Below are 26,382 nucleotides of genomic sequence, written 5' to 3' on the forward strand. Positions count from 1 at the left end.
TTCAGTAGCGTCTTCTTCAGTAGCGTCTTCTTCAATAGCGTCTTCTTCAGTCACGTCTTCTTCAACAACTTCTTCTTCAGCAGCCTCTACAGCAAGGACAGCTGAACCAGGAGCAGCGTTTTCTTTAGCTGTTTCGCTTGCATGCTCATAAGCCTGAGAATTGATTTTGTTAGCAGCAGAAGGGTTTACTTTTTCATCAGTTTCCTCTTCTTCATCTGCATCCTCATCTTCTTCAGTCTTGATTGTTGCATCTTTATCAAGCTTGATTTCTTCAGATTCAGAGTCATTGTCTTCCTCATCTTCTGGTTTCACAGTTGCATCTGTGTTAAGGTCGATGTTTTCAGTGTCTGAATCTTCTTCGTCTTCTTCATCTTCCTTTTTTACATTAGTATCAAGCTCAGGTTTCTCATCCTCTTCTTCTGGCTTTGCAGCTACATCACTTTCAAGTTCAACAGTTTCTTCGGAGTCCGTTTCTTCCACGATTGGCTCGAGTTCAACAACTTCTACTTCTTCAACCACTGGTTCAAGAGTAACTGTTTCTTCAGCTGGTACTTCCTCAACTGGAGCTGAAGCTGCTTTTCCATGAACAGCTGCATTTGGTGCAGCGTGCTTTTTGGCAGTCTCGCTTGCATAGATGCTAGCCTGTGATTTAGCTGCTTTTTCTTTCACTGCCTTTTCATTCTTTTCAGCTTTTGGTGCTGCTTTTGGCTCAGCTTTGGCAGCTGGCTTTGCTGGAACTGCAGGTTTTGCTTTTACAGACGGCTTTTTAGTATCTGCAGTTTGCACCTTTACAGATTTTGCTTTATGAGTTTGCTCAACCTTTACTTTTTCAGGACCTGCAGCTTGTGTGAACTGGCCTCCTGTAAGCACTCCGACCGACAATACTCCCGCTAAAATAAATGACTTAACAACTTTCGTTCCATTAAATGTATTATTCATTTTCAAATTCGCTCCCTAATTTAGTATCGTGCCCGTGGCTTATGCTGCGGAATACGTTAAAAAATCAGGAGCCTGGAGGGGCGGCGGTGAAGGAGGGGCATTGACCCACTGGCTTCGGTATATAACAATTCGTGACGTGTACGGCTGGATGAGAGTTAAGTAGTATGACTCGTTCCAGATGAACCACTTATCAGTGAATGACGTGCTTGTATTTCCAAAGCTTGTCCTGTCACCGGAAGGCCCCCCTGAAGCCTTCGAGCGTGAAGGAGGATTAGGCAGGTTATCGCCTTTTGGATATCCCTCATTTTTGGATGATGATTCCTGATGATCTTTCTTCTCATGAGAAGGTTTTATGACTGGCGACACTGTGACAGTCTTCTTTTCAATGACTGGTGTCACAGTGGAGTCCTTTTGCAGCTCAACCTTATCCTTCAATCCAGGTGTGATACGCGTTGTATTTGTTGCGTATTCAACCTCATTATGTATGGATTTTAAAGCACTTTTATTGCTGGTTTTTGTTGTCTTTTTTGGCTGATTAGGCTTCGCCTTACTGACTCGTGTAGCCTTCGAAGGCTGGGCTGCTTTTTCATTTTTCTTAATGGATGGTGCTTTCCCATTGGACTTTGCTGCGTCAGCAGGATTTGTTGGAGGTTTTGCCTGGACAGGCCTTTGGTTTACAGGCTTCTTTTGTACCTGCATTTGGACCTCGGGTTTCTTTACCTGCTGTTGTCTATTAGGAGATTTTTCTCCTGGCAGGCCATTTACCGCCTTATCTGGCAATGCAACCTGTTCAGACTTTCCGGCATTGTTCCCTTTTTCTGCAAAAGCAAGGTCAGGCACCAGCATGACAGCACCAGCAATGAAACCAGTAATGATCAGTTTTCGGAAGTGCATCCTTTCACCTCCTTTCAAAGCGTTATTGGAGCTTTCAGGAATAGCATTCTGAATTTTAAACCTCTTTTTGTCGGTTTTTGGAGGAATTTATCATAAACCGTTCTTTTCACCTAGCAAGCTATGAAAAAGATACGAAAATAACTGCTCCAATTATCCTTTGTTTTTGGTACATATTATTTCGGGTGGAAAATACATGGAATTGCTTTCTCTTGCCCTTTTATAAAAAAGGAGTAGAATGATAGGTATGCTTTAATCGTTTAAATGAAAGAAGGATACAACATGAATAACCTTAGAATATATCTGATTCTGGCCGGTACTATGATTCTGTGGGGGCTGAATGTAACGGCATTGAAGGTAATTGTCGGGAACTTTCCGCCGATCACAATTACTTCACTCCGTGTCTTCACGGCGGGAGTCTCGGTTTTTATCATTCTTTATTTCTTTAAAAAAGTTCGGCTGCCATCCCGGAAAGAATGGACCTATATAATAGGAGGAGGACTCCTGAATGTCACGGGGCATCATCTCTTTCTGGGCGTTGGTTTGACTGAAACCTCTGCAGTCAATGGAGGCTTGATCCTCGGTTTGGGACCATTGCTGACCGCCTTGATGGCCATCTTATTTCTCGGCAAAAAGCTTACATTCGTACGGACGCTTGGCTTTATTTTCGGAGGGATAGGGGTAACCTTGACGGTGCTGGCAGGCAGCACAGGGATATCCGGGATGTCGCTCGGTGATTTTTATATATTCCTGTCGATTCTTTCACAGGCGATCAGTTTTATTATCATCTCGAAGGCAGCAAAAACCCTTGACCCCCGTCTGTTGACAGGCTATATGCTTGTCTTCGGTTCCGTGCTATTGTTTATCATCGGACTCTGGAAGGAGCCTAACGGTTTGTCCAGTTTAGGGAGCGGCACTTTTGGATTGTGGAGTATATTTTTCGCATCGGCTGTCTTTGCCACCGCAATTGGACATATGCTGTACAATTATGCCATTGGCCAGGCGGGACCTGCTGAGGCGTCGATTTTCCTTAACTTGAATACGTTCCTCTCCATCTTGTTCGCAGCCATTTTCCTGGGAGAAAGTATCACGTCTTCGCATCTCCTGGGGCTGATTTTCATCGTATCCGGGGTAATCTTCGGCTCAGGTGCACTGGAGGAATTGATGCTGAAGCGCCGGGCAAAACGGAATGCAGCTTAATAGGAAACTCAGATGCAGGGCCACAGGCTCTGCATTTTTTCAGCAGGAATGTGTCCGGATTTTTAAAAAACTGTCCAGATTCTGTACACACTCCTGTCGGTCACCCTTATTTTTCAAGTGAATCGGGTTTGGCACGATTCTTGCTTCATATATATGTAAGAATCTATGAAAAGTGGAGGTCTTACTTATGAAAATGAATGAAGCAAGGGCGATTGTAACGGGTGGAGCATCTGGTCTGGGTGAAGCAACGGTCAGACGCATAGTGAAGAATGGAGGCAAGGCTGCGATTCTCGATCTGTCTGAAGAACGCGGCCGCTCTCTCGTTGAAGAGCTAGGTGAACAGGCGGTATTTTTAAAAACAGATGTTGCGAGTGAGGAAGAGGTCTCGACTTCGGTCAATAAAGCAATCGAGACCTTCGGTTCAGTTAATACGGTTGTTAACTGCGCCGGTATTGGCATCGCGGCAAAACTGCTTTCCCGCAAAGGAATTCATTCACTGGATATGTTCTCAAAGGTGATTTCAATTAACCTGATCGGCACTTTCAATGTGATCAGGCTTGCTGCTGAGCAAATGTCCAAAAACGAGCCGAATGAAGCCGGAGAGCGTGGTGTGATCATTAATACTGCCTCGGTTGCTGCTTTTGAGGGGCAGATTGGCCAGGCAGCTTACAGTGCCTCGAAAGGCGGGGTTGTCGGCATGACGCTGCCGATAGCACGTGAACTTGCTTCGTATGGAATCAGAGTCATGACGATTGCTCCGGGTTTATTCCATACTCCAATGTTCGATTCCCTGCCAGCTGATGCAAGGGATTCCCTCGGTAAAATGGTGCCATTCCCGCAGCGGCTGGGTTTCCCGGAGGAATATGCGCAGCTTGCAGAAAGCATTATCACAAATACAATGTTAAACGGTGAAACAATTCGCCTGGACGGTGCAATCCGGATGCAGCCGAAGTAACTCATACTATAAGCCCTTTCCTTTTACAGGAAGGGTTTTTTTATGATTCCTTGGAAATAATTTCGCGTTGTTGAAAACCCTGAAAAAGAATATGATATTTTTGCAATATAACATTTTAAGAGAACAGGGGACAACGAGAGTGACAACAAAAGTTTTTAGAATTTTCATACTATTACTGTTGGCTGTGATCATATCATGCCCGCAATTCGCATCGGCAATGGCAGAAATCACATCATTCAGCCAGTCAACTGGAACGGTTGCGTACCAGGGAAACAGCGTGCCTGGGTATGTTTCTTTTGAGCTGAAAACAAGCGAGCCAACACGAGGGTATATTTTAGCGGTAGGCAATGGTGTCCAGACGAAGATCAATCTTTCTACCATGGATTATAAAACGGTTCACAAGGTGGACTGGGTGCCATGGGATGATACGAAGAAAACTCCATTGCCTGCAGGGGAATACCAGCTGAAGGCTTATATGACAGACCAGGGCTACAACCAGTTGAGCGGTTACCCGCTAGGAAAACTGACAGTTGTCTCAGAACCCAATCCAAAACCGGTGATTGACCAGGTATCTGTGAATCCTGCCGTTTTCTCACCAGCATATGGCGGCGCATCAACAGTCAAGATACCTTTCAACCTGAATCGTCCCGCTGAAGTTCAGCTGGTCATCTGGCAGAATGGAGCCGAAATTTATACAGGAAGTAAAACGAAGCTGTTGCCTGGCAGCCATTCAGTGAGCTGGAATGGTACGGATAAAATGGGCAGGATCGTCCAGGATGGCAGCTATGAAATCCATTTCAAATATATTGAAACGGCCTTCAATTATCCTGCAACTACTCCATCCGGAATAAAAGCAGGCACCGTGACAATTAAGGACAGCGATTATGATATCCCACAATGGAGACTGCAACAAGTCGTCACGAATGCCGTCTTCCACTCTGATACCATCAGTCCGGATGGCGACGGTGTGAATGATAAGGCATCCGGCCAGTTTACACTTGCAGAACCAGCTAAGCTGTCCATTTTTATTGCCAATGCAGCAGGCGCTCATGTAAATAAAGTCGTCAACGAACAGACCTTCCCAGCGGGAACCCATACCCTTGAATGGAACGGAACCGACTTTATGGGAGGCAAAGCGGTAAACGGGAACTACTTCATAAAAGTTCAGGTCATTGAGGGAGCAAATTCTGGTTACATCACTTTTACGGACACTGTAAAATATGAAGGCGGATATGAAATTAAAGCACTTCAGCCTGAAAAACGAGTCAGGGTCATTACGGATACAGCGAGCCTTTCCATTGACCCAATGGGACAGGGCTATACTGCCGTAAAAGGTGATACCTTCCCGTTGATATCTGAAACGATTGAATCTGGAAAATACCACGTCCTTGTTAAGGAAGGTGTATCAGGGACAATCAATGCAAGTGATGTGGAACTTGTCGTTGAAACGACTGCACCAAATATTCCAAACACGACTGAATACACTGTGGTCAGCGGGGATACTCTGTGGAAAATCGCAGCTAAGTTCAACACGACCATTTCTGAAATTGTAAGATTGAATAATCTTGATCCAAATAAGTACTTGTATATTGGGCAAAAACTGAAGGTGCCTGCAGCAGGTTCACCTGAACCAGTGCGTGACCCTGTCATCCACACGGTCCAATCAGGGGACACCCTTTGGAAAATTGCCCAAAAGTATGGCACAACCATTGATGCCATCGTCAAGGCAAACAATCTTGATCCAGCAAAGCACTTGTACATTGGACAAAAGATTACGATTCCGTCTGAAGCGACGAATCCAGAACCGCCGGCTGTCCAGCCTGTCATCCATACAGTGGTCAGCGGTGACACTCTCTGGAAAATCAGCGTGAAATACGGGACTACGATTGATGCAATCGTAAAAGCCAATAATCTCGACCCGGCAAAATATCTGATGGTCGGCCAGAAGCTGACCATTCCTCGGTAAGTTTCAAACCTGCTCCGAATTCGGAGCAGGTTTTTTATGTTCAATAAAGGAAACGTGCTTTATAATGAATGATATGAGATTGAATATTCAGATATTTATACAGAGAGGAGGGATAGGTTGCTCAGGTTCAAGGATATTGTAACGCCAATTGACTGCTTAATTACGAAAGAGACTACGCTTGAAGAGGCAATTCTCCTTTTCAAAGAGAAAAAGTGGAACTTGCTGCCGGTAACTGATGGCGACCGCAACCTCCATGGTATTTTTACAAGGAGCGGGCTTTATCAGATGATCATGGATGGTCATTCCCTTGCCTCAAAGATCCAACCATACATAAAGAAGGAAGTAAGGTCGATCAGGGTGGATACTCCTTTTCGTAAAATTGAGGAGATCGTCAAAACGAGCAAGGTTGGGACAGGAGTCGTGCTTGATGAGGGTGACAAGGTGATCGGTCTGCTGACAAAAACGGATATGGTTGTCGCCCTGCTGAAAGCGGCCAGCACACTGAAAGACCAACTCGAAACGATCCTGAAGAATTCCAATATAGGTGTTCTGATGACGAATGGGCAGATGGAAATCATCTACGCCAATGATGCTTTTTCAAAAATCAGCGGCCGCCTGGTGGATTCAATTTTAAACAGGCAGCTCGGGGAAGTGTTTCCTGGCTTGCTGAACGAAGGGACTGCACTTCATCATTATCATTATGAGGAATTCAAGTCCATCCTCCATATTTCTTCCTATGAAACCGTCACCCATGAGCAAGGAAAAATCCTGTTATTCCAGGACCTATCTGAAGTGGAAAAGATGGCGGAGGAGCTCGAATCGGTCAAAAAGCTGAAGCTGACGATCGAAGCAGCACTCGAGAATGCCTACGATGGGATCCTCATGGCCGATGAAAGTAAGAAAGTGACGATGGTAAGCCCGCCGATGCTGGAACTGTTCAACCTTGAAAAATCCGACGTATTGCATAAGCCGGTGGAAGAAGTGCTGCCTCAGCTGGAGCTGGGCAAAGTCTTCAAGTCAGAAACAGCTGAAGTCAGTGATTTTCACGAGCTGAACGGAATTAAATATATCGTCCACCGTATTCCAATCAAAAAAGAAGACAAGGTCATCGGGGCGATTGGCAAGGTAATGTTTCGCCAGCTGAACGAGGTCAGCGAGCTGTTCAAAAAGCTGCAGAAGGCCGAGAATAAGGCAAGCTTCTATCATCAGCAATTGAAAAAATCCGAGTCTGCAAGGTTTACTTGGGAGCATATTTTCACCGAGGATCCTTATATGGAAAAATTAAAGAAGAGTGCAGCCAAAGCAGCAAGGGGCCGATCCACCGTCCTGATCCGCGGGGAAAGCGGCACCGGGAAAGAACTGTTCGCCCACGCGATTCACAACAGCAGCGCCCGTACCGATGGCAAATTTGTCGTCGTAAATTGCGCCGCCATTCCGGAGGATCTGCTGGAATCTGAATTCTTCGGTTATGAAGAAGGTGCCTTTACCGGAGCGAAGCAGCGCGGGAAAATCGGGAAATTCGATCTTGCAAATGGAGGCACACTTTTCCTCGACGAAATTGGCGATATGTCCCTTGCCCTCCAGGCAAAACTGCTTCGGGTCCTGCAGGAGCGGGAATTTTACCGGGTAGGCGGAAATGTCAGGGTGAAGGTCGATGTCCGGATCGTTGCCGCAACGAACCGGAACCTTGAAGATATGGTCAAGCAAGGAGAATTCAGGGAAGACCTGTACTACCGGCTGAACGTCATCTCCCTGAACATTCCACCTCTGAGGGAGCGGGTCCATGATGTTGAACACTTGATCAATGGTCTGATGAAAGAGTTGAATTCGATGCTGGGAACGAGCATCACCGGGATTTCGCCTGATTCCAAAACAGCATTGCTGCGCTACGATTGGCCGGGAAATGTCCGTGAACTTCGGAATGTCCTCGAACGCGCCATGACCTTTGCCGAGCATGGAAAAATCCAGCTCGAAGATCTGCCTGACTATTTAATCTCGCAGATTCCCAACAAGTTTGAACCCAAAGTCAGCCTTGCCGAAGACGCAGAACTGGGTGCGATCAAAAAAGCACTCTCCCAAACGAACGGCAACAAAGCACAGGCTGCCAGACTGCTTGGCATCAGCCGCTCCGGTCTTTACGAAAAAATAAAAAAATACCAGCTGCCGGTTTAGGATTTCTGGTTCCATTGATTTTTCATCTCGTGTATTCAATTTTGAAGCGTTACGGAAATAAACATGAAGACTAGCAGTGGACGTGACGGACAAGAAATGGGGAGCAACTGATTTTACTGTCCGTCTACATCTCTCGTTATTCCGGTCTCCCCAGTTGTATTACTGTCCAAAATGAGTATCCAGAAATTGGACACTCATCACTGAGAAAACTTTCTCAGATGTTCGTACAAATGCATTTCTCTTTTTCGGAAAATTGGCATAATTATTGCATATAGAAATATGTATGCGTTTCCAAAATGAATGCAAGGGGGAAGTCGAGTATGGATATTGGTTCTTTTTTAGCACAGAATGCAAGGAAAACACCGGAGAAACTGGCAATTGAGTGTGAGGGAAGGAAGTATAATTACCGTCAGTTTAATGAGGAAGTGAACAGGCTGGCTCATGGATTGCTCAATATGGGTATCGTAAAAGGCGAAAAACTGGCTTTGATGATGAAAAACTCGGATCAGTTCGTTTTTGCTTTTTTTGCGGCAGCTAAAATTGGTGCTGTCATCGTCCCGGTGAATTTTCGACTTACAGCTTCTGAGGTCCATTACATACTCGAACAGTCTGGCACTGTAATAGTTGTTTGTGATGAGGAATTCGAGGATATCATTACATCCGCCCGGGAAGGGACACAGGTCTTGCATGTGATCACAACCGGCACACCGACAACGGTCGGGCATCATTCGTTCAATAGTGTGTTAACGGCAAACACGGATAATCCGCAAGTCGAGGTCGGAGATCATGATGACCTTGAAATCTTATATACATCAGGAACGACCGGGAAACCAAAAGGAGCTTTATTCGACCATAAGCGGGTGTTCAATGTCGGCCTGACGATGATGATCAGCATGGGAATCAACCAGGAGGAGCGGTTTCTCCATATCGCCCCGCTGTTCCATTCGGCACAGCTTAATCTGTTCCTGATTTCCGGTGTGGTCCTCGGGGCAACACATATCATCCACCGTGACTTCCATCCGGTAAAAACACTCGAAGCGATTCAGGAGCATGAAATCACTCACTTCTTCGGCGTGCCGGCGATGTATAACTTTATGCTGCAGGTGCCGAATGCTTCCGATTACGACCTTTCTTCGATAAAAAGATGCGGCTATGGCGCTGCACCAATGGCTCCAGAGCTTGTCCGCAAAAGCATGGAGCTGTTCAGGACAGACCAGTTCTACAATCTGTGCGGGCTGACAGAAGCCGGGCCAGGCGGAATCCTCCTGGGACCTGATGGACATAAAAATCATCTTGGCAAAGGCGGCAAGGCCGCATTCCTGACCGAAGCAAGAGTGGTCGATGAAGAAGGGAAGGACATCAAACCAGGTGCAGTCGGGGAATTTGTCATCAAGGGGGAGTCCATCATGAAGGAATACTACAAAAAACTGGAGGAGACGGCGAAAACAATCAAAGATGGCTGGCTGTATACAGGCGATCTGGCTACGATTGATGAAGAAGGCTTCATCACATTGGTCGACCGGAAAAAGGACATGATCATTTCCGGAGGGGAAAATGTGTACTCCATTGAAGTGGAGGAAGTTCTTTATGAACACCCATCCGTCCTGGAGGCAGCCATCATCGGACTTCCAGATGAAGTCTGGGGTGAAGCCGTATCAGCCGTGATCGTGCCAAAGCAAGGGGCAGTCGTTGATGAGCAGGAGCTTAAAGCTTTCTGCCGCCAAAAACTGGCGGGATATAAGGTGCCGCGGAGAATTTTTATCGAGGAAGCACTCCCGAGGAATGCCTCTGGAAAAATCCTCAAATACCAGCTGCGCCAGAAACTGAATGAAGTGAAGCTGTAAGAGGAAGGGGAGGTACAAGAATGAAGCACCCTTATTTAACGGATGACCATGAGATTTTCCGCAGGTCTTTACGAAAATTTTTAGAAAAGGAAGCTTATCCTTTTTACGATCATTGGGAGGAGGAGCGGATGATTCCGCGCTCCTTCTGGGAGAAGATGGGCGAGCAAGGCTATCTGTGCCCGGATATCGATGAGGAATACGGCGGCAGTGAGGTGGATTGGGGTTTCGCTGTTGTCATCAATGAAGAACTGGAGCGGGTTGGTTCAGGACTTGTTGGCGTAGGGCTTCATAATGACATCGTCGTGCCCTATATCACTGCGTATGGAACAGAGGAGCAGAAGAAGCGCTGGCTGCCAAAATGCACGACAGGTGAAATCATCACCGCGATTGCGATGACCGAGCCTGGAACCGGGTCGGATCTTGCTAACATCCAGACAACGGCTGTCCTCGATGGTGACCATTACATCTTGAATGGCCAAAAGACCTTCATCACGAATGGGATCCAGTCAGACCTGATTGTCGTCGCATGTAAAACCGATCCAAAGGCAAACCCGAAGCATAAAGGAGTGAGCCTCCTTGTCGTCGAGCGGGATGCACCAGGTTTTTCACGTGGACGGAAGCTGAACAAAGTGGGACTGCACTGCCAGGACACAGCTGAATTGATTTTTGAGGATTGCCGAGTCCCTAAGGAAAACCTGCTTGGTGAAGAAGGGAAGGGTTTCCTTTACCTGATGGAAAAGCTTCAGCAAGAACGTCTGCTTGTCGCGATTGCCGCACAAACAGCCTCAGAAGTCATGCTGAAACAGACGATTGACTATGTGAAGAGCCGGGAAGCGTTTGGGAAGCCGGTCAGCAAGTTTCAGAACACCCAGTTCAAGATTGTTGAGATGGCGACGGAAATTGAAATGGGAAGAGCCTTCCTCGACCAGCTGATTGCCGAGCATATCGAAGGGAAAGACATCGTCACGAAAGTTTCGATGGCAAAGTGGAAGCTGACAGACAGCGCGCGAAAAATTGCCTTGGAATGCATGCAGCTGCATGGCGGCTACGGCTACATGGAAGAATACGAGATTGCGAGAAGGTTCCGCGATATACCGGTTGCCAGCATCTATGCCGGGACGAACGAAATCATGAAAACAATCATTGCGAAAAACCTTGGATTATAGAATAGAAGAATCATTTGCAGATGCCGGTTAACAGAAAGGAAGATGGAAATGCGAGAAGTTGTGATAATCGAGGCTGTCAGGACGCCAGTTGGCAGGAGGAAAGGGTTATTAAAGGAGATCCGGTCAGATGAGCTGGGTGCGATGGTACTGGAAGAGGTGGTAAAGCGAGCAGGAATCGATGCCAGTCTTGTTGAGGATGTGATTTTCGGCTGCGTGACCCAGAGTGGAGAGCAAGCGGGGGATATTGCCAGGGTTGCGGCATTGACTGCCGGATTCCCGATTGAAGTGCCTGGGGTCACACTTGATCGCCAGTGCGGATCGAGCCAGCAGGCAGTCCATTTTGCTGCCCAGGCGATTTTGGCGGGTGACATGGATGTCGTCATTGCTGGCGGTGTGGAAAATATGACCCGTGTCCCGATGGGCTCCAATTACCAGCAGGCTGATCCCTTTAGCCCTAAGCTAAGAGAGAAGTATGAAATGATCCATCAAGGCATTTCGGCAGAGCGGATTGCTGAGAAATATGGTTTCACTCGCTCAGAATTGGATGAGTTCTCAGCCGAAAGCCACCGCCGTGCTCTCAGGGCCCAGGCAGAGGGTTATTTTAAAAAAGAGATCATGCCAATTGAGGTCACTCTCGAAAATGGTGAAAAAACATGGCTGTCAGAAGACTCCGGTCCGAGAGAAGGGACGACACCTGAAGTACTTGCTGGTCTGAAAACAGTCTTCAAGGAAGATGGCGTCATCCATGCCGGCAACTCGAGCCAGATTAGCGATGGTGCAGGAGCCATTCTTCTGATGAGCCGCGAAAAAGCTGAGGAGCTTGGATTGAAACCTCGCTTCAAGGTCCACACAAGAGTCGTGGTCGGATCCGATCCAACCCTGATGCTGACAGGGCCAATTCCGGCGACGGAAAAAGCACTGAAAAAAGCTGGACTTAAGATCGAAGACATTGACGTGTTTGAAGTCAACGAAGCCTTTGCCCCTGTCCCGATGGCATGGTTGAAGGAAACAGGCGCCGATCCGGAAAGACTGAACCCGAACGGAGGAGCCATCGCCCTGGGCCATCCACTTGGAGCGAGCGGTGCCCGCCTGATGATTTCAATGATGCACGAACTCGAGCGCACAGGTGGACGCTATGGCCTGCAGACAATGTGTGAAGGACACGGCATGGCAAACGCAACCATTATTGAGAGATTGGATTGAAATGCGGGCTATTGGCGCCCAAAAAACGCCCGAATCGCAAAAAAAGGTCACCAATGAAGCCTATTGGCGTCCCAAAAACGCCCGAAGCGGAAAAAGAGGTCACCAATGAAGCCTATTGGCGCCCAAAAAACGTCTGAAGCGGAAAAAGAGGTCACCAATGAAGGCTATTGGCGCCCTAAAATCGAACCATGCAGATGAAAATGGTCACCAACACCCTTCAGCCAGGCGAAAAAATATTATTAAACTATCAATCTAGTAAGAGGGAACACACATCCATGAGGTAAAGCAGCACAGAGACATTTTTACCAATAGGAGGAATGTAAATGAGCACAACGATCGGCAAAATTTTTGACCTGACGGTAATGAAATTCCCGAACAAGGAAGCTCTCTATGATGTCCGCAAAAATGTCCGCTTTACGTATAGTGAATGGAATGATGAGGTGAACAGGCTGGCCAATGCGCTGCTGGCAGAAGGCGTGAGGAAGGGAGACCGGGTGTCGACTTTCACGTTCAACACCGAGGAATTGGGGACAGCCTTCTTTGCCTGTGCAAAAATCGGAGCGGTTTTCAATCCAATCAACTTCAGGCTGATGGGGGAAGAGGTCGCTTTTATCCTCAGTGACGCCAAGCCGAAGGTGGTTCTTTTTGAAAAAGCGGTGGAGCCGGTCATCTCGTCCATCGAAAGCCGCTTTCCGCAAATCGCCTTTTGGTACATCGACGAGGATACTCCGGATTATGCCCAAAGCTATCATGAAAAAGTGCAAAACGCCGATTCGGCACCGGTTGAGATAAAGGTAGATGAAAACGATTTGTACGCGATCATGTATACGAGCGGGACGACAGGCCGCCCAAAAGGTGTCCTGCACAAGCACAGAAATATGGTGGAGCAGAGCCTGATCGTCATCGGTTCCACAAAGCTGGGCGCGCAGGATGTTGGCCTCGTGACAGCACCGATGTTCCACTGTGCAGAACTCCATTGTGCATTCCTTCCGAGGGTCCATGTTGGCGGAAGAAATGTCATTCTTCACCAGTTTGTACCGAAGAAGGTACTGGAATTGATAGACTCTGAAAAAATTACGAAATTCTTCGCAGCGCCGACGATGTGGAACATGATTCTTCAGGAGAAACTGGAAGACTATAATATCGAAAGCCTGAAGCTGGGCCTGTATGGTGCGGCTCCAATGGCACCATCGCTTGTTCACGCCTGCCATGACCAGTTGGGGATTAAGCTCGTCCAGGCGTACGGGATGACGGAGATGGGACCAGCCATCACTTTCCTTTCCGAGGAAGACCAGCTGACCAAAGCAGGTGCTGCAGGGCAGGCTTGCTTAAACCATGAAATCAGGATCGTAAGACCGAACGAGGATGGTCCTTCCGATCCGGAGGATGTCATGCCGCCTGGCGAAAGCGGCGAAATCATTGTCCAGGGTCCATGCATGATGTCAGGCTATTTCAATCGGGAAAAGGCAACTGAAAAAGCGATGTACAAAGGCTGGTATCATTCAGGGGATATCGGATACCTGGATGAAGAAGGTTATCTGTGGGTGAAGGACAGGGTGGATGACATGATTATCAGTGGCGGCGAAAACATCTATCCGCGTGAAGTAGAAGATGTGCTTCATGCCCATGAAGGCGTCCTGGATGTGGCAATTGTCGGCCAGCCGGATGACCGCTGGGGTGAGACGGTCACCGCTTTTGTTGTAAAAAAAGACCCACAAGTGACAGATGAAGAACTCGATGAATGGTGCAGGAACAGCGCCAGCCTTGCCAACTACAAGCGGCCGCGAAAATACCTGTTTGTGGAGGCACTCCCTAGGAATGCAAGCGGGAAAATCCAGAAGTTCATGCTTAGAAAGCAAATGGAAGAACTGTTTTCAAAAGGGCAGCCGTCCTAGAAAGGATTATCAATTATGTTAGACGGAATCAAGATTATTGACTTCACAAATTATATACCGGGACCATTCGCGACTTTGAGGCTGGCAGAACTGAGAGCAGAAATCATCAAGGTCGAAGCGCCCGAAGGAGACCCTGCGAGGAATACGGGAGAAGGGTACGTCTTCGAAGCTCATAACCGCGGCAAAAAAAGCATCGTCATCAATCTCAAGCATGAAGAAGGGAAAATGCTTGCCCTCGACTTGCTTTCCAGAGCAGATGTAGCAGTGGAAGGGTTCAGGCCGGGAGTAATGGAAAAGCTCGGACTTGGCTATGAAGATGTGAAAAAGTGGAACCCGGGTATCGTCTACTGTTCGGTTACAGGCTACGGAAAGGACGGGGATATGGCCAGTTTCGGAAGTCATGACCTGAATTATATGAGCTTGAGCGGAGCGCTTGCCCAGATGAAGGATTCCAGCGGCAGGCCGGTCCACCCATCCCATACTTTTTCAGATTATCTTGGCGGAATGGCGGCGAGCGAGCGGATTCTTGCCGCCCTAGTGGCAAGAGCCAGAACGGGCGAGGGCAGCTATCATTGCCTTTCCATTGCTGACAGCATGGCGTCATTGATGGCGAACCATGTCCTGATCGAAAGAGAAACAGGCTATCAGCATGGGGTTTCTGTGCTGAACGGAACCGTAATCGGGTATGGCCTGTATGAAACGAAGGACGGACGCTATGTCAGCCTTGGAGCTCTGGAACCGAAGTTCTGGCACAATTTTTGCCAGGCTAATGGCAGGGAGGATTGGCTGCAGGCTCATTACTCACGGCCTGAGGAAACGAATCCTATCTATCGCGAACTGGTCCATTTGTTTAAAAGCAAAACATTATCAGAGTGGGCCAAATTTGGCATGACGGTGGACTGCTGCCTCACGCCTGTCCTTGAAGCGGGAGAGCTGGCTCATTATCCTTACTGGAGCGAAAAGGATTTCGTCCTGCCGGGTGGCCAAATTAAAATGCATGGAGACCTGGAAGCAAAAGAGGGAATAAGCCCACCGGAAAAAGGAGAACAAACCGAAGAGATTTTGAAAGAATGGCTTAGTGCGGGCAGCAGGAAAAATTAAATAAACAAGGTTACTATTTTTATAAAGCGGAAGGGGAAATGTCGGTATGATGAATGTTCCATTGACAGTAGGATCACTATTGGAAAGAGCAGAAAAGTTTTTCCCGAAAAAGCAGGTAGTGTCCAGGACGCTATCGGGTATTCACCGATTCACTTATAAGGAGATTGGTGAACGAACACGCCGGCTTGCAAGCGCATTGGAGAAGCTTGGGGTTGAGAAGGGCGACAGAGTGGGTACATTTGCCTGGAACCACCACCGCCATCTCGAAGTCTATTTCGCAGCACCCGGAATGGGAGCTGTCCTTCACACCATCAATATCCGCCTGTCACCAGAGCATGTCTCTTATATTGTGAACCATGCCGAAGATAAGGTGATGCTGGTTGATGAAGACTTGATTCCGCTGATTGAACGCTGCAAAGACAACTTTAAAACAGTTGAAGCGTACATCATCATGACCGACAAAAATGAACTTCCGGAAACGACACTTGAACCAGTTTATTCATATGAAGAATTGCTCCGTGAGGCAAGCCCTGAGTTTGAATTCGTCAAGGATATTGACGAAAATGATCCAGCAGGAATGTGCTATACTTCCGCTACGACAGGGAACCCAAAGGGCGTGGTCTACTCGCATAGAGGCATTGTCCTGCACAGCTTTGCATTCGGACTGGCCGATACAGCTGCCCTATCCGAAACAGACGTTGTCCTGCCAGTGGTGCCAATGTTCCATGCCAATGCATGGGGAATGCCATTTGCGGCAACGTGGTTCGGCTCCACACAGGTTCTCCCAGGACCACTGTTCACTCCTGCCCTTCTGGCTGAGCTGATTGAGCAGGAAAAGGTTACTTTTACCGCGGGTGTGCCAACGATTTGGCTCGGTTTGTTAAATGAACTTGAAAAAGGAAGCTACGATACGTCCTCCTTGAGGTCGATTGTCTGCGGAGGGTCTGCTGCCCCGCGCGGAATGATCAAGGCGTTTGAAACGAAATACAAAATTCCTTTCCTGCATGCATATGGGATGACCGAGACGACCCCGCTTGCGACGGTCTCCCGCCTGAAAAGTTACCAGGCAGGACTGGATGAAGAAGAGATTCTCGACATTCGCTCAAAGCAGGGGCTCCTTGTGCCAGGGCTTGAAATGAAAGTCATAGGCGGAAATGGCGAAGTGAAGTGGGATGGCGAGGAAATGGGAGAACTCCTTCTCCGCGGACCATGGATTGCCGATGAGTATTACAAGGATGAGCGTTCTGCAGATGCCTTCCGCGATGGCTGGCTGTACACCGGTGATGTTGCGACGGTGGACGAAGAGGGTGTTATCAAGCTCGTCGACAGGACGAAGGATCTGATCAAAAGCGGCGGGGAATGGATTTCATCAGTCGACCTCGAGAACGCCTTAATGGCACACGAAGCCGTATTTGAGGCCAGCGTCGTTGCCGTACCCCATCAGCAATGGCAGGAACGTCCGATTGCCTGCGTCGTCTTGAAAGAGCCTTATAAAAATAAGGTAGATAAGCAGGAACTGCTCGACTTTATCGCACCACAGTTCGCCAAGTGGTGGCTGCCAGATGACGTCGTGTTCATGGAGGAAATACCGAAAACATCCGTCGGCAAGTTCCTCAAACGCGCTTTGAGAGACCAGTTGAAGGACCATTTAGTCCAGAACTCCTAACCAGGAAGGCCGGCTGCAAATCAGCAGCCGGTTTTTTACATGCCTAGAAAAGCTGGGACGAGGTAAAATGTCCAATATAAAGAGTTTAATAGACATTTTATAGCGCTCATAAGATAAAAATGTCTATTAAAAAAGATTTAATAGACATTTCGAACCCATCAGAAAAGAAAAATGTCTAAAATATATTTGCTCAATTTCATATACTAATTTGACATACCGGATTAATTAATAGCTTAAGTTTTTTTTTCAATTCCTTTATCTTTCAATTCAAAAAATTCATCAAAAGAGGTATTATAGAAGATATAAAATTCGAAGGTCGAAATAATTTCAGGTGGTTTCAACTGGGAGGCTTGTCTTCATGACTATTTTTTCGTTTGTAAAACCCTACCGCATCCCAATTGTGGCTGCGTTGTGCTTGATGCTTGTTGAACTGGCGGTCGAACTGGTTCAGCCGCTGCTGATGGCAAAGATTATCGATGATGGAATCGTCGCAGGGGATCTCGACACTGTAATAAAGTGGGGCGGTGTCATGCTCGGGCTTTCCTTCCTGGCGTTTGCGTCAGGCATAACCAATTCCTTCATTGCAGCCCATGCAGGCCAGAGCTTTGGATATGATTTGCGCGAGAAGCTCTTTGCCAAGGTCCAGGCTTTTTCGTTTGCGAATTTCAGCAGTTTTCCCTCATCTTCACTGATTACCAGGATCACGAATGATGTAACACAGCTGCAGAATACCTTATTCATGAGCCTGAGAATCGCCATGCGGGCGCCGCTCCTTGTCATTGGGGGGATCGTCATGGCGATGCTTGTCAATTTCAAACTGGCGATTGCGTTTTTTATCATCATCCCGCCTCTTTTATTATTCCTTATCTGGATTATGACCAAGGCGGCTGGCCTATTCAAAACTGTCCAGAAGCGGCTGGACAAAGTAAATGGCGTCATGCGCGAAAACCTTGTCGGCATGAGACTGATCAAGGCTTTTGCCAGGGGGAACCATGAAGGTACAAGATTTGAAACAGCCAACGATAACCTTAGGGACAAAACGGTATATGCCCTGAGAGTGACAGAGGTGACCATTCCAGTCTTACTGCTGTTCATGAATTTAACCATCATCGCTGTCCTCTGGTTTGGAAAAATAGAGGTCCAGACTGGGACGGCTTCTGTTGGTGAAGTCGTAGCGATCGTCAACTATGCCGCAAGAATCACAAATGCTTTTTCAATGTTTTCGTGGATCATCATGGTGTTATCACGTGCCAAAGCCTCAGCAGAACGCGTCACCGATGTGCTTAATGAGGAAATTGATCTTCAGGATACCGCTGAAAGCCGCAAAGAAAACAGGATCACAGACGGGAAAATTGAATTTGAAAACGTATCTTTTACATTTCCAAATATGTCAATTCCGATTCTCCAGGATTTATCCTTTAGCATCCGGGCAGGAGAAACGGTTGCGGTACTGGGAGCTACAGGTGCAGGAAAGACGTCGATGTTCCAGCTTATTCCCAGACTTTATGATGTTACGGACGGGGTAGTGCGAATTGATGGCCAGGACATAAAAGCAATGAAGCTAAAGAGATTAAGGGAAGGAATAGGCTATGTGCCGCAGGAAGCGATGTTATTCACTGGCTCGATCAAGGAGAACCTCGCTTGGGGCAAAGAGGATGCTACATATGAAGAAATGGTCGAGGCAGCTGCAAGCGCGCAGATCCATGAAACAATCATGAAGCTGCCAAACCAGTACGATACGCTTCTAGGTCAAAAAGGTGTGAATCTTTCAGGGGGGCAAAAGCAGCGCTTATCAATTGCGCGGGCGCTGATCAAAAATCCTAAAATCCTTCTGCTTGATGACAGTACGAGTGCGCTCGATTTGAATACGGAAGCAAAGCTGCTAGAAGCTTTAAGCAAATATAAATGTACAACTGTCATCATCACACAAAAAATAAGCACGGCAAAAGAAGCGGATAAAATCCTTCTGCTGGACGATGGCACCTTGATTGATTCTGGAGACCATGATTCATTATTGAAAACCTCCACCCTTTATCAGGCTATTTACCAATCCCAGTTTGGGGAGGTGAAGGCAGGATGTTAAAAAAGCAAAAAGCAAAAACATCCGGTAAGCAAAGAACCAGCACGAGTGGCCTGGGAAAAACAATCCTGAGAATATGGTCGTATCTTGCGGACCACAAAAGCCTGATGATCCTTGTCCTTCTAATGGTTGTTGCAAGTTCTGCCCTTGGCCTGCTTGGACCATTCTTGATAGGCTGGGGGATTGATGAGTATTTCGCTGCAGCGTCGACCGACGGTTTTATCTGGCTGCTGGTGGGGCTTGCAGCTGTCTATGGCCTGCACTCCATTTCTTTGTGGCTGCAAAGCTATTGGATGATTGGAATTGCCCAGCAGACTGTATATACGATGAGGAAACAGCTGTTTACCCATTTCCATAAGCTGCCGATTGATTTTTTCAATAAACGGCAGCATGGTGAACTGATGAGCAGGGTCACCAATGACATCGAAAATGTAAGTGCAACGTTGAATTCCTCGGTCATCCAGATATTTTCGAGCTTGCTGACTTTGGTTGGCACTCTGGTTGTTATGATTTGGCTGAGCCCGCTGCTCACACTGGTGACTATGATCATTGTGCCATTGATGTTCCTAGGGATGAAGTGGATTACCAGCCGAACAGGAAGGCTGTACAAGGAGCAGCAGCGAAGGCTTGGAGAAATGAATGGTTATATTGAAGAGACCATTTCCGGTCAGAAAATCATAAAGTCTTTTTCACAAGAGCCTAAGGTTATAGAAGAATTCCGGGTCAAAAATGAGCAGCTGAAGCAATCCGGATATTGGGCCCAGACGTTTACCGGCTTCATTCCCAAGTTGATGAATATGCTCAACAACCTGAGTTTCACGCTCGTCGCAGCAGTAGGAGGCTATTTTGCACTCAATGGATATGTTTCCATTGGGACAATCGTCATCTTCACGGAATACTCACGACAGTTCACAAGACCACTGAATGATCTATCCAATCAATTCAACACCTTGCTGTCAGCGGTAGCAGGTGCTGACAGGGTATTTGATATTATTGATACAGACGAGGAAGCCATTGATGAGAAGGATGCTGCTGCCTTGCCAGACATAAAAGGGAAGGTAGAGTTCAAGGGTGTTTCCTTTTCCTATGAGAAAGGCGGGGATACGGTATCAAACCTGTCATTTATAGCTGAACCTGGCCAAAGTGTCGCACTGGTAGGACCGACCGGTGCAGGGAAATCTACCATTATTAATTTGATTTCACGCTTTTACGAACCGGATAGCGGAATAATCCTGATTGATGATACAGACAGCAGGAGCATCACCCGCCGGAGCCTGAGGATGCAAATGGCTTTTGTCCTTCAGGATTCATTCCTTTTTCAGGGCAGTATCAGGGATAATATCCGCTACGGTAGGCTCGATGCAACAGATGAAGAAGTCGAGCAGGCAGCCAGGGCAGCGAATGCCCATTCCTTCATCACAAGAATGCCTGCAGGCTATGATACCGAATTAAGCCAGGATGATGCCGGCATCAGCCAGGGGCAAAAACAGCTGTTGTCAATCGCCAGGGCCATACTTGCAGACCCATCGATCCTGATCCTGGATGAAGCGACTAGCAGCATCGATACGATAACAGAACTTAAAATACAGGAAGCTCTTCAGAAACTGCTTAAAGGAAGAACGAGCTTTATCATTGCCCACCGATTGAACACGATTAAGAGCGCAGATCAAATCATCGTCATCGATAGCGGGCAAATCATTGAAAAAGGAAGCCATGAGGAGCTCCTTGAACAAAAAGGCTTTTACCACAGCCTTTATACGAGCCAGCTGGAAAAGAAACAATTGATGAACACATAGGGAGGCCCCTGGGCTTCTCTATTTTTATTTAGCGTGGTTGCCCCCGTTGCCCTTCGATGTAGCGTTTTTGTGGGGCTGACCAGGGCGCTTGCGATTTTTGTTCTTTTATGACAAATTTCCCGGGGAATAGAGGATAACATGAAAACTTTGTCGTATTTTTATAGGGAAGAAGGTTGCATGCTACGAGTCATTCGTTCGGTCTTTAAGTAAGGCCATTCTGCTTTATAATTTCTTCGATTGGAGAAGATAAGATGCTCGCCGAGAAACTCCTGTTAAATGTATTGATTATCCTGATGCCTGTGTTTATCCAGAGTCTCTTTTTTGAGAATAAGAATATCAGGAAATCCCCTTATCTATGCGGCGTGTTCCAAAGTATTTCCGTCTTTTTGTCACTTGTGTTTTCATACGAAGAAGGCGGCTTGTTTTGGGACCTGAGATACGTTCCTTTAGTGCTGGCCTTCCTTTATGGCGGTCCGATTGCAGGCGGGATGGTGTTGGTGTCGTATCTGGCAACCAGGAGTTTCATGGGAGGAGACCTTTTGCTTGGGTACGCAAGTGGTTTTCTGGCTACGATCGTTCCTTCCCTCTTCATGAAAAAGTTTTGGAAGTTCGATGCAAAGAAAAGGATAAGAACAGCGGTTTTCGTCGGCTTTTGGCCTACGTTTGTCATGCTGGTGATTCTCGTGGCCAATATCATTATCAATGAGGCAACTGCTGAAGATACAAACCGGATCATGATGAATGTAGCAATATTTGGTGCGATACAGGTGTTTGCTGTGTGGGTTGCAGTCATTCTCAATGAATCATTGATTGAAAAAGAAATGATGAGGAAGGAAATCCTGCGGGCAGAAAAACTGAATACATTGGGAGAGCTGGCTGCATCCATTGCTCATGAAATCCGCAATCCGCTGACAGTGGTCAAAGGATTCCTGCAGATGATGCACAAACAGGAAAAAGGGGACAATTATTATTATCTCAGCCTTGTGTTGACTGAACTTGGCAGGGCAGAATCGATTATCAATGACTATCTGAACTTTGCAAAGCCGCAGTTTGAGAAATTGGAGGATGCGGAACTGGCGAAACTTCTGACAGAAGTCACTTTGTTGCTCGAAGCCTTCGCCGCGAAAGAGGGAGTCCAGGTGAATGTCCAGCTGGAATGGGGTGTGTATGTGAAGACAGATCGCAATCAGCTGAAACAGGCCCTCGTCAATATCATTAAAAATGGAATAGAAGCAACCGATGAAGGCGGGGAGGTCGTAATCAGCCAGGCTTCAGCCGGAGACTATTCCTATATTGTCGTTTCCGATACAGGGAAAGGAATGGACAGTGAGCAGCTCGCCAGGCTAGGAACATTATTCTACACAACAAAAGACAAAGGCACTGGCCTCGGGACATCTGTTTCCATCAAGATTATCGAAGCCATGGGTGGAACCATTTCATATAAAAGTGAACCAGGAGTCGGCACGGAAGTCACGGTGATCCTGCCCTCAAAGAAAAAAACTCCAACAGAAGAGGAACCTCGGATTGACCTACCGGAAATCATTGTCAAAGAAGCCTAGAAAAATGATCTAGGCTTTTTGTGTTTATTCAGGAATATTTAAGACCTGATACAAAGTGACTATCGGATATTCATCCGGGACTCCATATAAAGTGCCTGCAGGAATTTTTTAATGTTGGAACGAGGGGGAATTGTACAGATTTCTGTCTTTCCTTCCAATTCCATCATTTTCATCCGGACTTGTGTATAGTCAAAGAAAGTAGCAGAATAATGTTCGAACTTGGGATTTGAGTAATCCAGTAGTCCAAGTGATGCGATATGTTCCAGTGACTGCATGATTGCCCTTCTGACTCGCTGTTCTCCAGCCTTTGTTTCTTTTTTGACTTCAGCCGGAGAGATATTCCTCCCCAGACGTTTGTACACCGACTCTTCGAATAGTTCCTTCAGGGCAGGGGTTTCCCTTATTCCTTTTTTCTCATAATCATAGAGGATGCTTATGAGGTCCAAGAGGTCTTTATAGCCGCTTTCACCTACAATTCCCAGTTCCATAAGAATATTTTTACCAGAGGGAACAATGGAGAGGCTGTTGGGTGTTTTCGTGGATTTTTGCTGAAAGTTAGGCAGCACATTTAGTGTCTTATGGATATCATGAAGTGACTTTTCCAGAAGCATGTGCTCACTGACCTTTTTTATGACACTCGTTACTTCAATCGAATTAATTGGCTTTGTTATATAGTATTCGACCCCCAGGCTATAGGACTCACCAATGATCTCTTTTGATTCAACTTGCGATATCATAATGATCTTCCCCTTGAATGAGGGGCCAATCTCTCTGATGGTTTCAATGCCATCCCTGTTTGGCATCAACAAATCGATTAACAGTATATCAATATTTTTTGCTTCCAGAACATCAGCATACACTTCTGAACCATCTTCAGCCTCGCCCTCAACTGTGCCAAGTTCCTCGTCTTCAATAATATTTGAAAGCATTGCCCTGATAGATGATGAATCATCCACAATAAAAAATCTCATCTGAACTCACCCTCTCTTTTCGCTTAAACTAGTAACGGGCAGTTTAATTGTGAAAATGGTGCCGAATTCTTGATTGTTATTTTCCTGTTCAAGTTCAATACTGCCATCTAAGTGATCAATTACATTTTTCACATGGGAAAGCCCAATCCCATTTGAGGCAGCGCCAGCAAAATCAAATTTTGTAGTAAAGCCAGGTTCGAAGATCAAAGGCCTATTCCTGCCGCCAATTCCAGGTCCGTTGTCTTCTATTTGAATGATAATCCTATCCTCATTCCTGCAAACCTTCAGCATGATCACCCCTGTATCCACAATGGATTCAACCGCGTTTGAGACCAGATTATTAATCACAGATAACAGCATGAAGGTATGGTAAGGAGGATGTGTGCCTGAAATATCACTTCTTAATTCAACTGATTTGCCAAGTGAGCTGCTATATCGAGTATTGCAGGTCACAACAACATTTACGATTTCACTGATATCCATAAAGTCGCTCAAGTTTTCCTTGTCCATTAACTTTGATAGACCAGCATAAATCCTCTGGTTGTCCTTCTTGATTTCATGCATTTCTCCTGCAATTTGCAAAGCATTTTTGGCAAAGTCATTATAATCAAGGCTTTTGAGCGTGCGATAGAAGCCATAGCAATCAGCCGTAACCGTTTCGGCATTTTTCATAGTCTTTTTTAACTGAATCATTTCCACGTAGAGATTGGATATCAGCAAAAGTATCTGCTCATTTCGTTTGCGCTGCTGTTCTTCGGCCAGACGTGCTTCCCTGATGACAAAAATATTAAAGAACCCCAAAACAAAAAAGCTGCGGATAATGGCTATGATTCCAATAGTAATGAAAGTGTTCGCAGTGATTGGAATGTTGGAAAAAAAGGAACGTACAAAAATTTCAGCCATACTTGAAATGATTTCAATCATTACCCCAAGGAGGCCAACTAAAAATGGTGTGCTGTATAGTCTGTAAATCTTGAAGAAATAGAAAAATAATGCAAAAGTCAGATAATAAAAGAAGACTGGGAAGTGCAGGAGAAATATTTGGCCATGCAGCGAAGGATCTTCGACAAGCATATATAAAGCACTTCGAAAAGCCACTACTGACGATCCTGAAACGAGACCAGCAAGAAGCGGGTTCAATTTACGGGACCACAATAAAATGAAGAAAAAGACAGGAGTTCCTAAACTGACCCTCATGTCACCCTCGAAAGGATAAAATTTCATCTCTCCTCCAATAGGAACAGCGAGGGCGATCACCAGATAAATTAACAGCCTTTCTTTCATCACGGCACATCCTTTAGCTTCATTCTATGTTGGAAGAAAAATCCTGAGTTTCTTATTTTACGAGCTTATCACATTTTATTGTAATCGAACATAAATGCCGAGCCTGAAATGAATTATGACAAAATTATTAAGAACCAAAACGAACTTGTTACTTTTTGTAGTTTTTGGTAGGTCGAATTGTATAGTTGCGGTGAAGGGTAATCAATCAATCGTTTCTAATGTGAAATATTTCACAAATAGATAGAAAGCAGGTGTCCACGGAAATAACAGGAATGAAATGATGGATGAACACCAACTAAAAACATTACCGAGGAGGTAATCAATCATGTTCTGGATTCAATTTTTAATTGTATTGATATGCATCTTCATAGGTGCCCGTCTTGGCGGCGTCGGTCTAGGGGTTATGGGGGGCGTCGGGCTTGGAATCCTCGTCTTTGGCTTTGGACTTCAGCCAACTTCAGCGCCAATTGATGTCATGCTGATGATTTTGGCCGTCATTACTGCCGCTGGTGCATTGCAGGCAGCCGGCGGAATGGAGTACCTTGTTTACCTAGCAGAAAAGGCATTACGGAAAAACCCTAAATGGATCACATTCATCGCACCGATGGTAACGTATATCTTTACTTTCTGTGCAGGTACCGGCCATGTAGCTTACTCTGTATTGCCGGTTATTGCGGAGGTTTCAAGAGAATCAGGCATCCGTCCTGAACGTCCGATGTCGATTGCTGTGATTGCCTCACAGCAGGCAATCACAGCCAGTCCGATTTCAGCCGCAACAGTAGCATTGCTGGCACTTCTCGCAGACTTCAATATTACGTTAATGCAAATCCTGTTGATCTGTGTTCCTTCCACCTTCCTTGCGTGTATGGCAGCTGCATTCGTTGCAAGTAAAATGGGCAAGGAACTGAACATGGACGCTGAATATTTAAAACGTCTGGAAGAGGGTCTTGCTCCTATCAAGAAGGATAAAAAGACCTTTGTTCCTAACCAGGGTGCAAAACTATCGGTCATCCTATTCTTATTGGCAGCCGTTCTGGTTGTTATTCTTGGTTCTTTCCAGGAACTGCGGCCCGGATGGGAAATCGAAGGCGTATTTACACGAATGAGCATGCCAGCGGCGATTGAGATTGTCATGCTGACGATTGCGGCAATGATCATTATTTTTGCAAAACCTAAAGTAGAAGAAATTGTATCAGGAAGCGTCTTTAAAGCAGGAGCTGCTGCTGTAGTAGCAATCTTCGGAATTGCGTGGATGGGTGATACATTCTTCCAGGGAAATATGGGGCTGATCTCTGGTTCGATATCTGACTTGGTCACTGCAGCTCCTTGGTTGTTTGCGATTGCACTATTTGCTCTCTCCATTCTTCTGTACAGCCAGGCAGCAACTGTCCGCACTTTAATGCCGCTCGGAATAACACTTGGAATCAATCCTGCACTTTTGATCGCAATGTTCCCGGCAGTTAACGGATATTTCTTCATCCCGAACTATCCAACGGTGGTAGCCGCTATCAACTTTGACAGAACTGGAACAACGCGTATCGGCAAATATATCTTGAACCATAGCTTTATGGTTCCTGGACTGGTTGCAACAATCGGGGCAGTTGGAATCGGGATTCTTTTGAGCACCATTGTCCTATAAGATCAACAAAACATTTAGCAGCCGCTGGGGTTTACAGCGGCTGCTCACAATTATT

General features: G+C 46.4%; 18 protein-coding genes. 14 read left to right on the top strand and 4 right to left on the bottom strand.

The genetic code is table 11. The features are described 5' to 3' along the window. Window positions 1-939: hypothetical protein (locus tag EJA10_RS19865; RefSeq protein ID WP_125481778.1), on the bottom strand; the 939-nt coding region annotated here is incomplete at its 3' end. Between the two features lie 39 nt (window positions 940-978). After that, window positions 979-1,833, bottom strand: a complete 855-nt coding sequence (locus EJA10_RS19870; RefSeq protein WP_125481779.1) for a hypothetical protein — start codon at window positions 1,831-1,833, stop codon at window positions 979-981. A 279-nt stretch (window positions 1,834-2,112) separates the two neighbouring features. Here EJA10_RS19870 and EJA10_RS19875 point away from each other — a divergent pair, with 279 nt between their 5' ends. The 13 genes from EJA10_RS19875 (at window position 2,113) to EJA10_RS19935 (ending at window position 22,433) form a co-directional block, all read left to right on the top strand. After that, a complete protein-coding gene (locus EJA10_RS19875; RefSeq protein WP_125481780.1) occupies window positions 2,113-3,030 on the top strand; it encodes a DMT family transporter in 918 nt (305 codons plus the stop codon). A 187-nt stretch (window positions 3,031-3,217) separates the two neighbouring features. Next, entirely contained in the window at window positions 3,218-3,985 is a 768-nt protein-coding gene (locus EJA10_RS19880) for a 3-hydroxyacyl-CoA dehydrogenase (protein ID WP_125481781.1), read from the top strand. Window positions 3,986-4,124: 139 nt separating this feature from the next. Next, a complete protein-coding gene (locus EJA10_RS19885) occupies window positions 4,125-5,951 on the top strand; it encodes a LysM peptidoglycan-binding domain-containing protein (RefSeq protein ID WP_170169202.1) in 1,827 nt (608 codons plus the stop codon). Between the two features lie 117 nt (window positions 5,952-6,068). Continuing rightward, window positions 6,069-8,123: a sigma-54-dependent Fis family transcriptional regulator gene (locus EJA10_RS19890; protein ID WP_125481783.1), complete on the top strand. Its 2,055-nt coding sequence runs from the start codon at window positions 6,069-6,071 to the stop codon at window positions 8,121-8,123. 320 nt (window positions 8,124-8,443) lie between these two features. Further along, window positions 8,444-9,967, top strand: a complete 1,524-nt coding sequence (locus EJA10_RS19895) for an acyl-CoA synthetase (RefSeq protein WP_125481784.1) — start codon at window positions 8,444-8,446, stop codon at window positions 9,965-9,967. A 20-nt stretch (window positions 9,968-9,987) separates the two neighbouring features. Then, the gene (locus tag EJA10_RS19900) at window positions 9,988-11,133 is read left to right on the top strand and encodes an acyl-CoA dehydrogenase family protein (protein WP_125481785.1); all 1,146 of its coding nucleotides are present in this window, start codon (window positions 9,988-9,990) and stop codon (window positions 11,131-11,133) included. 48 nt (window positions 11,134-11,181) lie between these two features. Then, window positions 11,182-12,336 carry a thiolase family protein gene (locus tag EJA10_RS19905; protein ID WP_125481786.1) on the top strand — a complete coding sequence of 385 codons (1,155 nt, stop codon included), beginning with the start codon at window positions 11,182-11,184 and terminating at the stop codon, window positions 12,334-12,336. A gap of 323 nt (window positions 12,337-12,659) precedes the next feature. Next, window positions 12,660-14,231, top strand: a complete 1,572-nt coding sequence (locus tag EJA10_RS19910) for a fatty acid--CoA ligase (protein WP_125481787.1) — start codon at window positions 12,660-12,662, stop codon at window positions 14,229-14,231. 15 nt (window positions 14,232-14,246) lie between these two features. Next, a complete protein-coding gene (locus EJA10_RS19915) occupies window positions 14,247-15,332 on the top strand; it encodes a CaiB/BaiF CoA transferase family protein (protein ID WP_125481788.1) in 1,086 nt (361 codons plus the stop codon). 46 nt (window positions 15,333-15,378) lie between these two features. After that, the gene (locus EJA10_RS19920; protein WP_125481789.1) at window positions 15,379-16,998 is read left to right on the top strand and encodes a long-chain fatty acid--CoA ligase; all 1,620 of its coding nucleotides are present in this window, start codon (window positions 15,379-15,381) and stop codon (window positions 16,996-16,998) included. A gap of 358 nt (window positions 16,999-17,356) precedes the next feature. Further along, on the top strand, window positions 17,357-19,081 hold the full coding sequence (locus tag EJA10_RS19925) for an ABC transporter ATP-binding protein (RefSeq protein ID WP_125481790.1): 1,725 nt from the start codon (window positions 17,357-17,359) through the stop codon (window positions 19,079-19,081). After that, complete coding sequence (locus EJA10_RS19930; RefSeq protein WP_125481791.1) at window positions 19,075-20,874, top strand: ABC transporter ATP-binding protein; 1,800 nt, start codon at window positions 19,075-19,077, stop codon at window positions 20,872-20,874. The genes EJA10_RS19925 and EJA10_RS19930 overlap by 7 nt, the downstream gene beginning before the upstream one ends. Before the next feature lie 251 nt (window positions 20,875-21,125). Beyond that, complete coding sequence (locus EJA10_RS19935; protein WP_125481792.1) at window positions 21,126-22,433, top strand: ATP-binding protein; 1,308 nt, start codon at window positions 21,126-21,128, stop codon at window positions 22,431-22,433. 59 nt (window positions 22,434-22,492) lie between these two features. Here the strand turns inward: EJA10_RS19935 and EJA10_RS19940 are convergent, their stop codons facing one another. Beyond that, the gene (locus tag EJA10_RS19940; RefSeq protein WP_125481793.1) at window positions 22,493-23,404 is read right to left on the bottom strand and encodes a response regulator; all 912 of its coding nucleotides are present in this window, start codon (window positions 23,402-23,404) and stop codon (window positions 22,493-22,495) included. Window positions 23,405-23,410: 6 nt separating this feature from the next. Beyond that, window positions 23,411-24,688 (bottom strand): sensor histidine kinase, encoded by a 1,278-nt coding sequence (locus tag EJA10_RS19945; RefSeq protein WP_125481794.1) that lies wholly within the window; start codon window positions 24,686-24,688, stop codon window positions 23,411-23,413. A 325-nt stretch (window positions 24,689-25,013) separates the two neighbouring features. Here EJA10_RS19945 and EJA10_RS19950 point away from each other — a divergent pair, with 325 nt between their 5' ends. Further along, the gene (locus tag EJA10_RS19950) at window positions 25,014-26,327 is read left to right on the top strand and encodes an anaerobic C4-dicarboxylate transporter family protein (protein ID WP_125481795.1); all 1,314 of its coding nucleotides are present in this window, start codon (window positions 25,014-25,016) and stop codon (window positions 26,325-26,327) included. Window positions 26,328-26,382 lie beyond the last annotated feature (55 nt).

Origin of the sequence: Mesobacillus subterraneus (assembly GCF_003937825.1) — a bacterium.
Taxonomy (GTDB): Bacteria; Bacillota; Bacilli; order Bacillales; family Cytobacillaceae; genus Mesobacillus; species Mesobacillus subterraneus.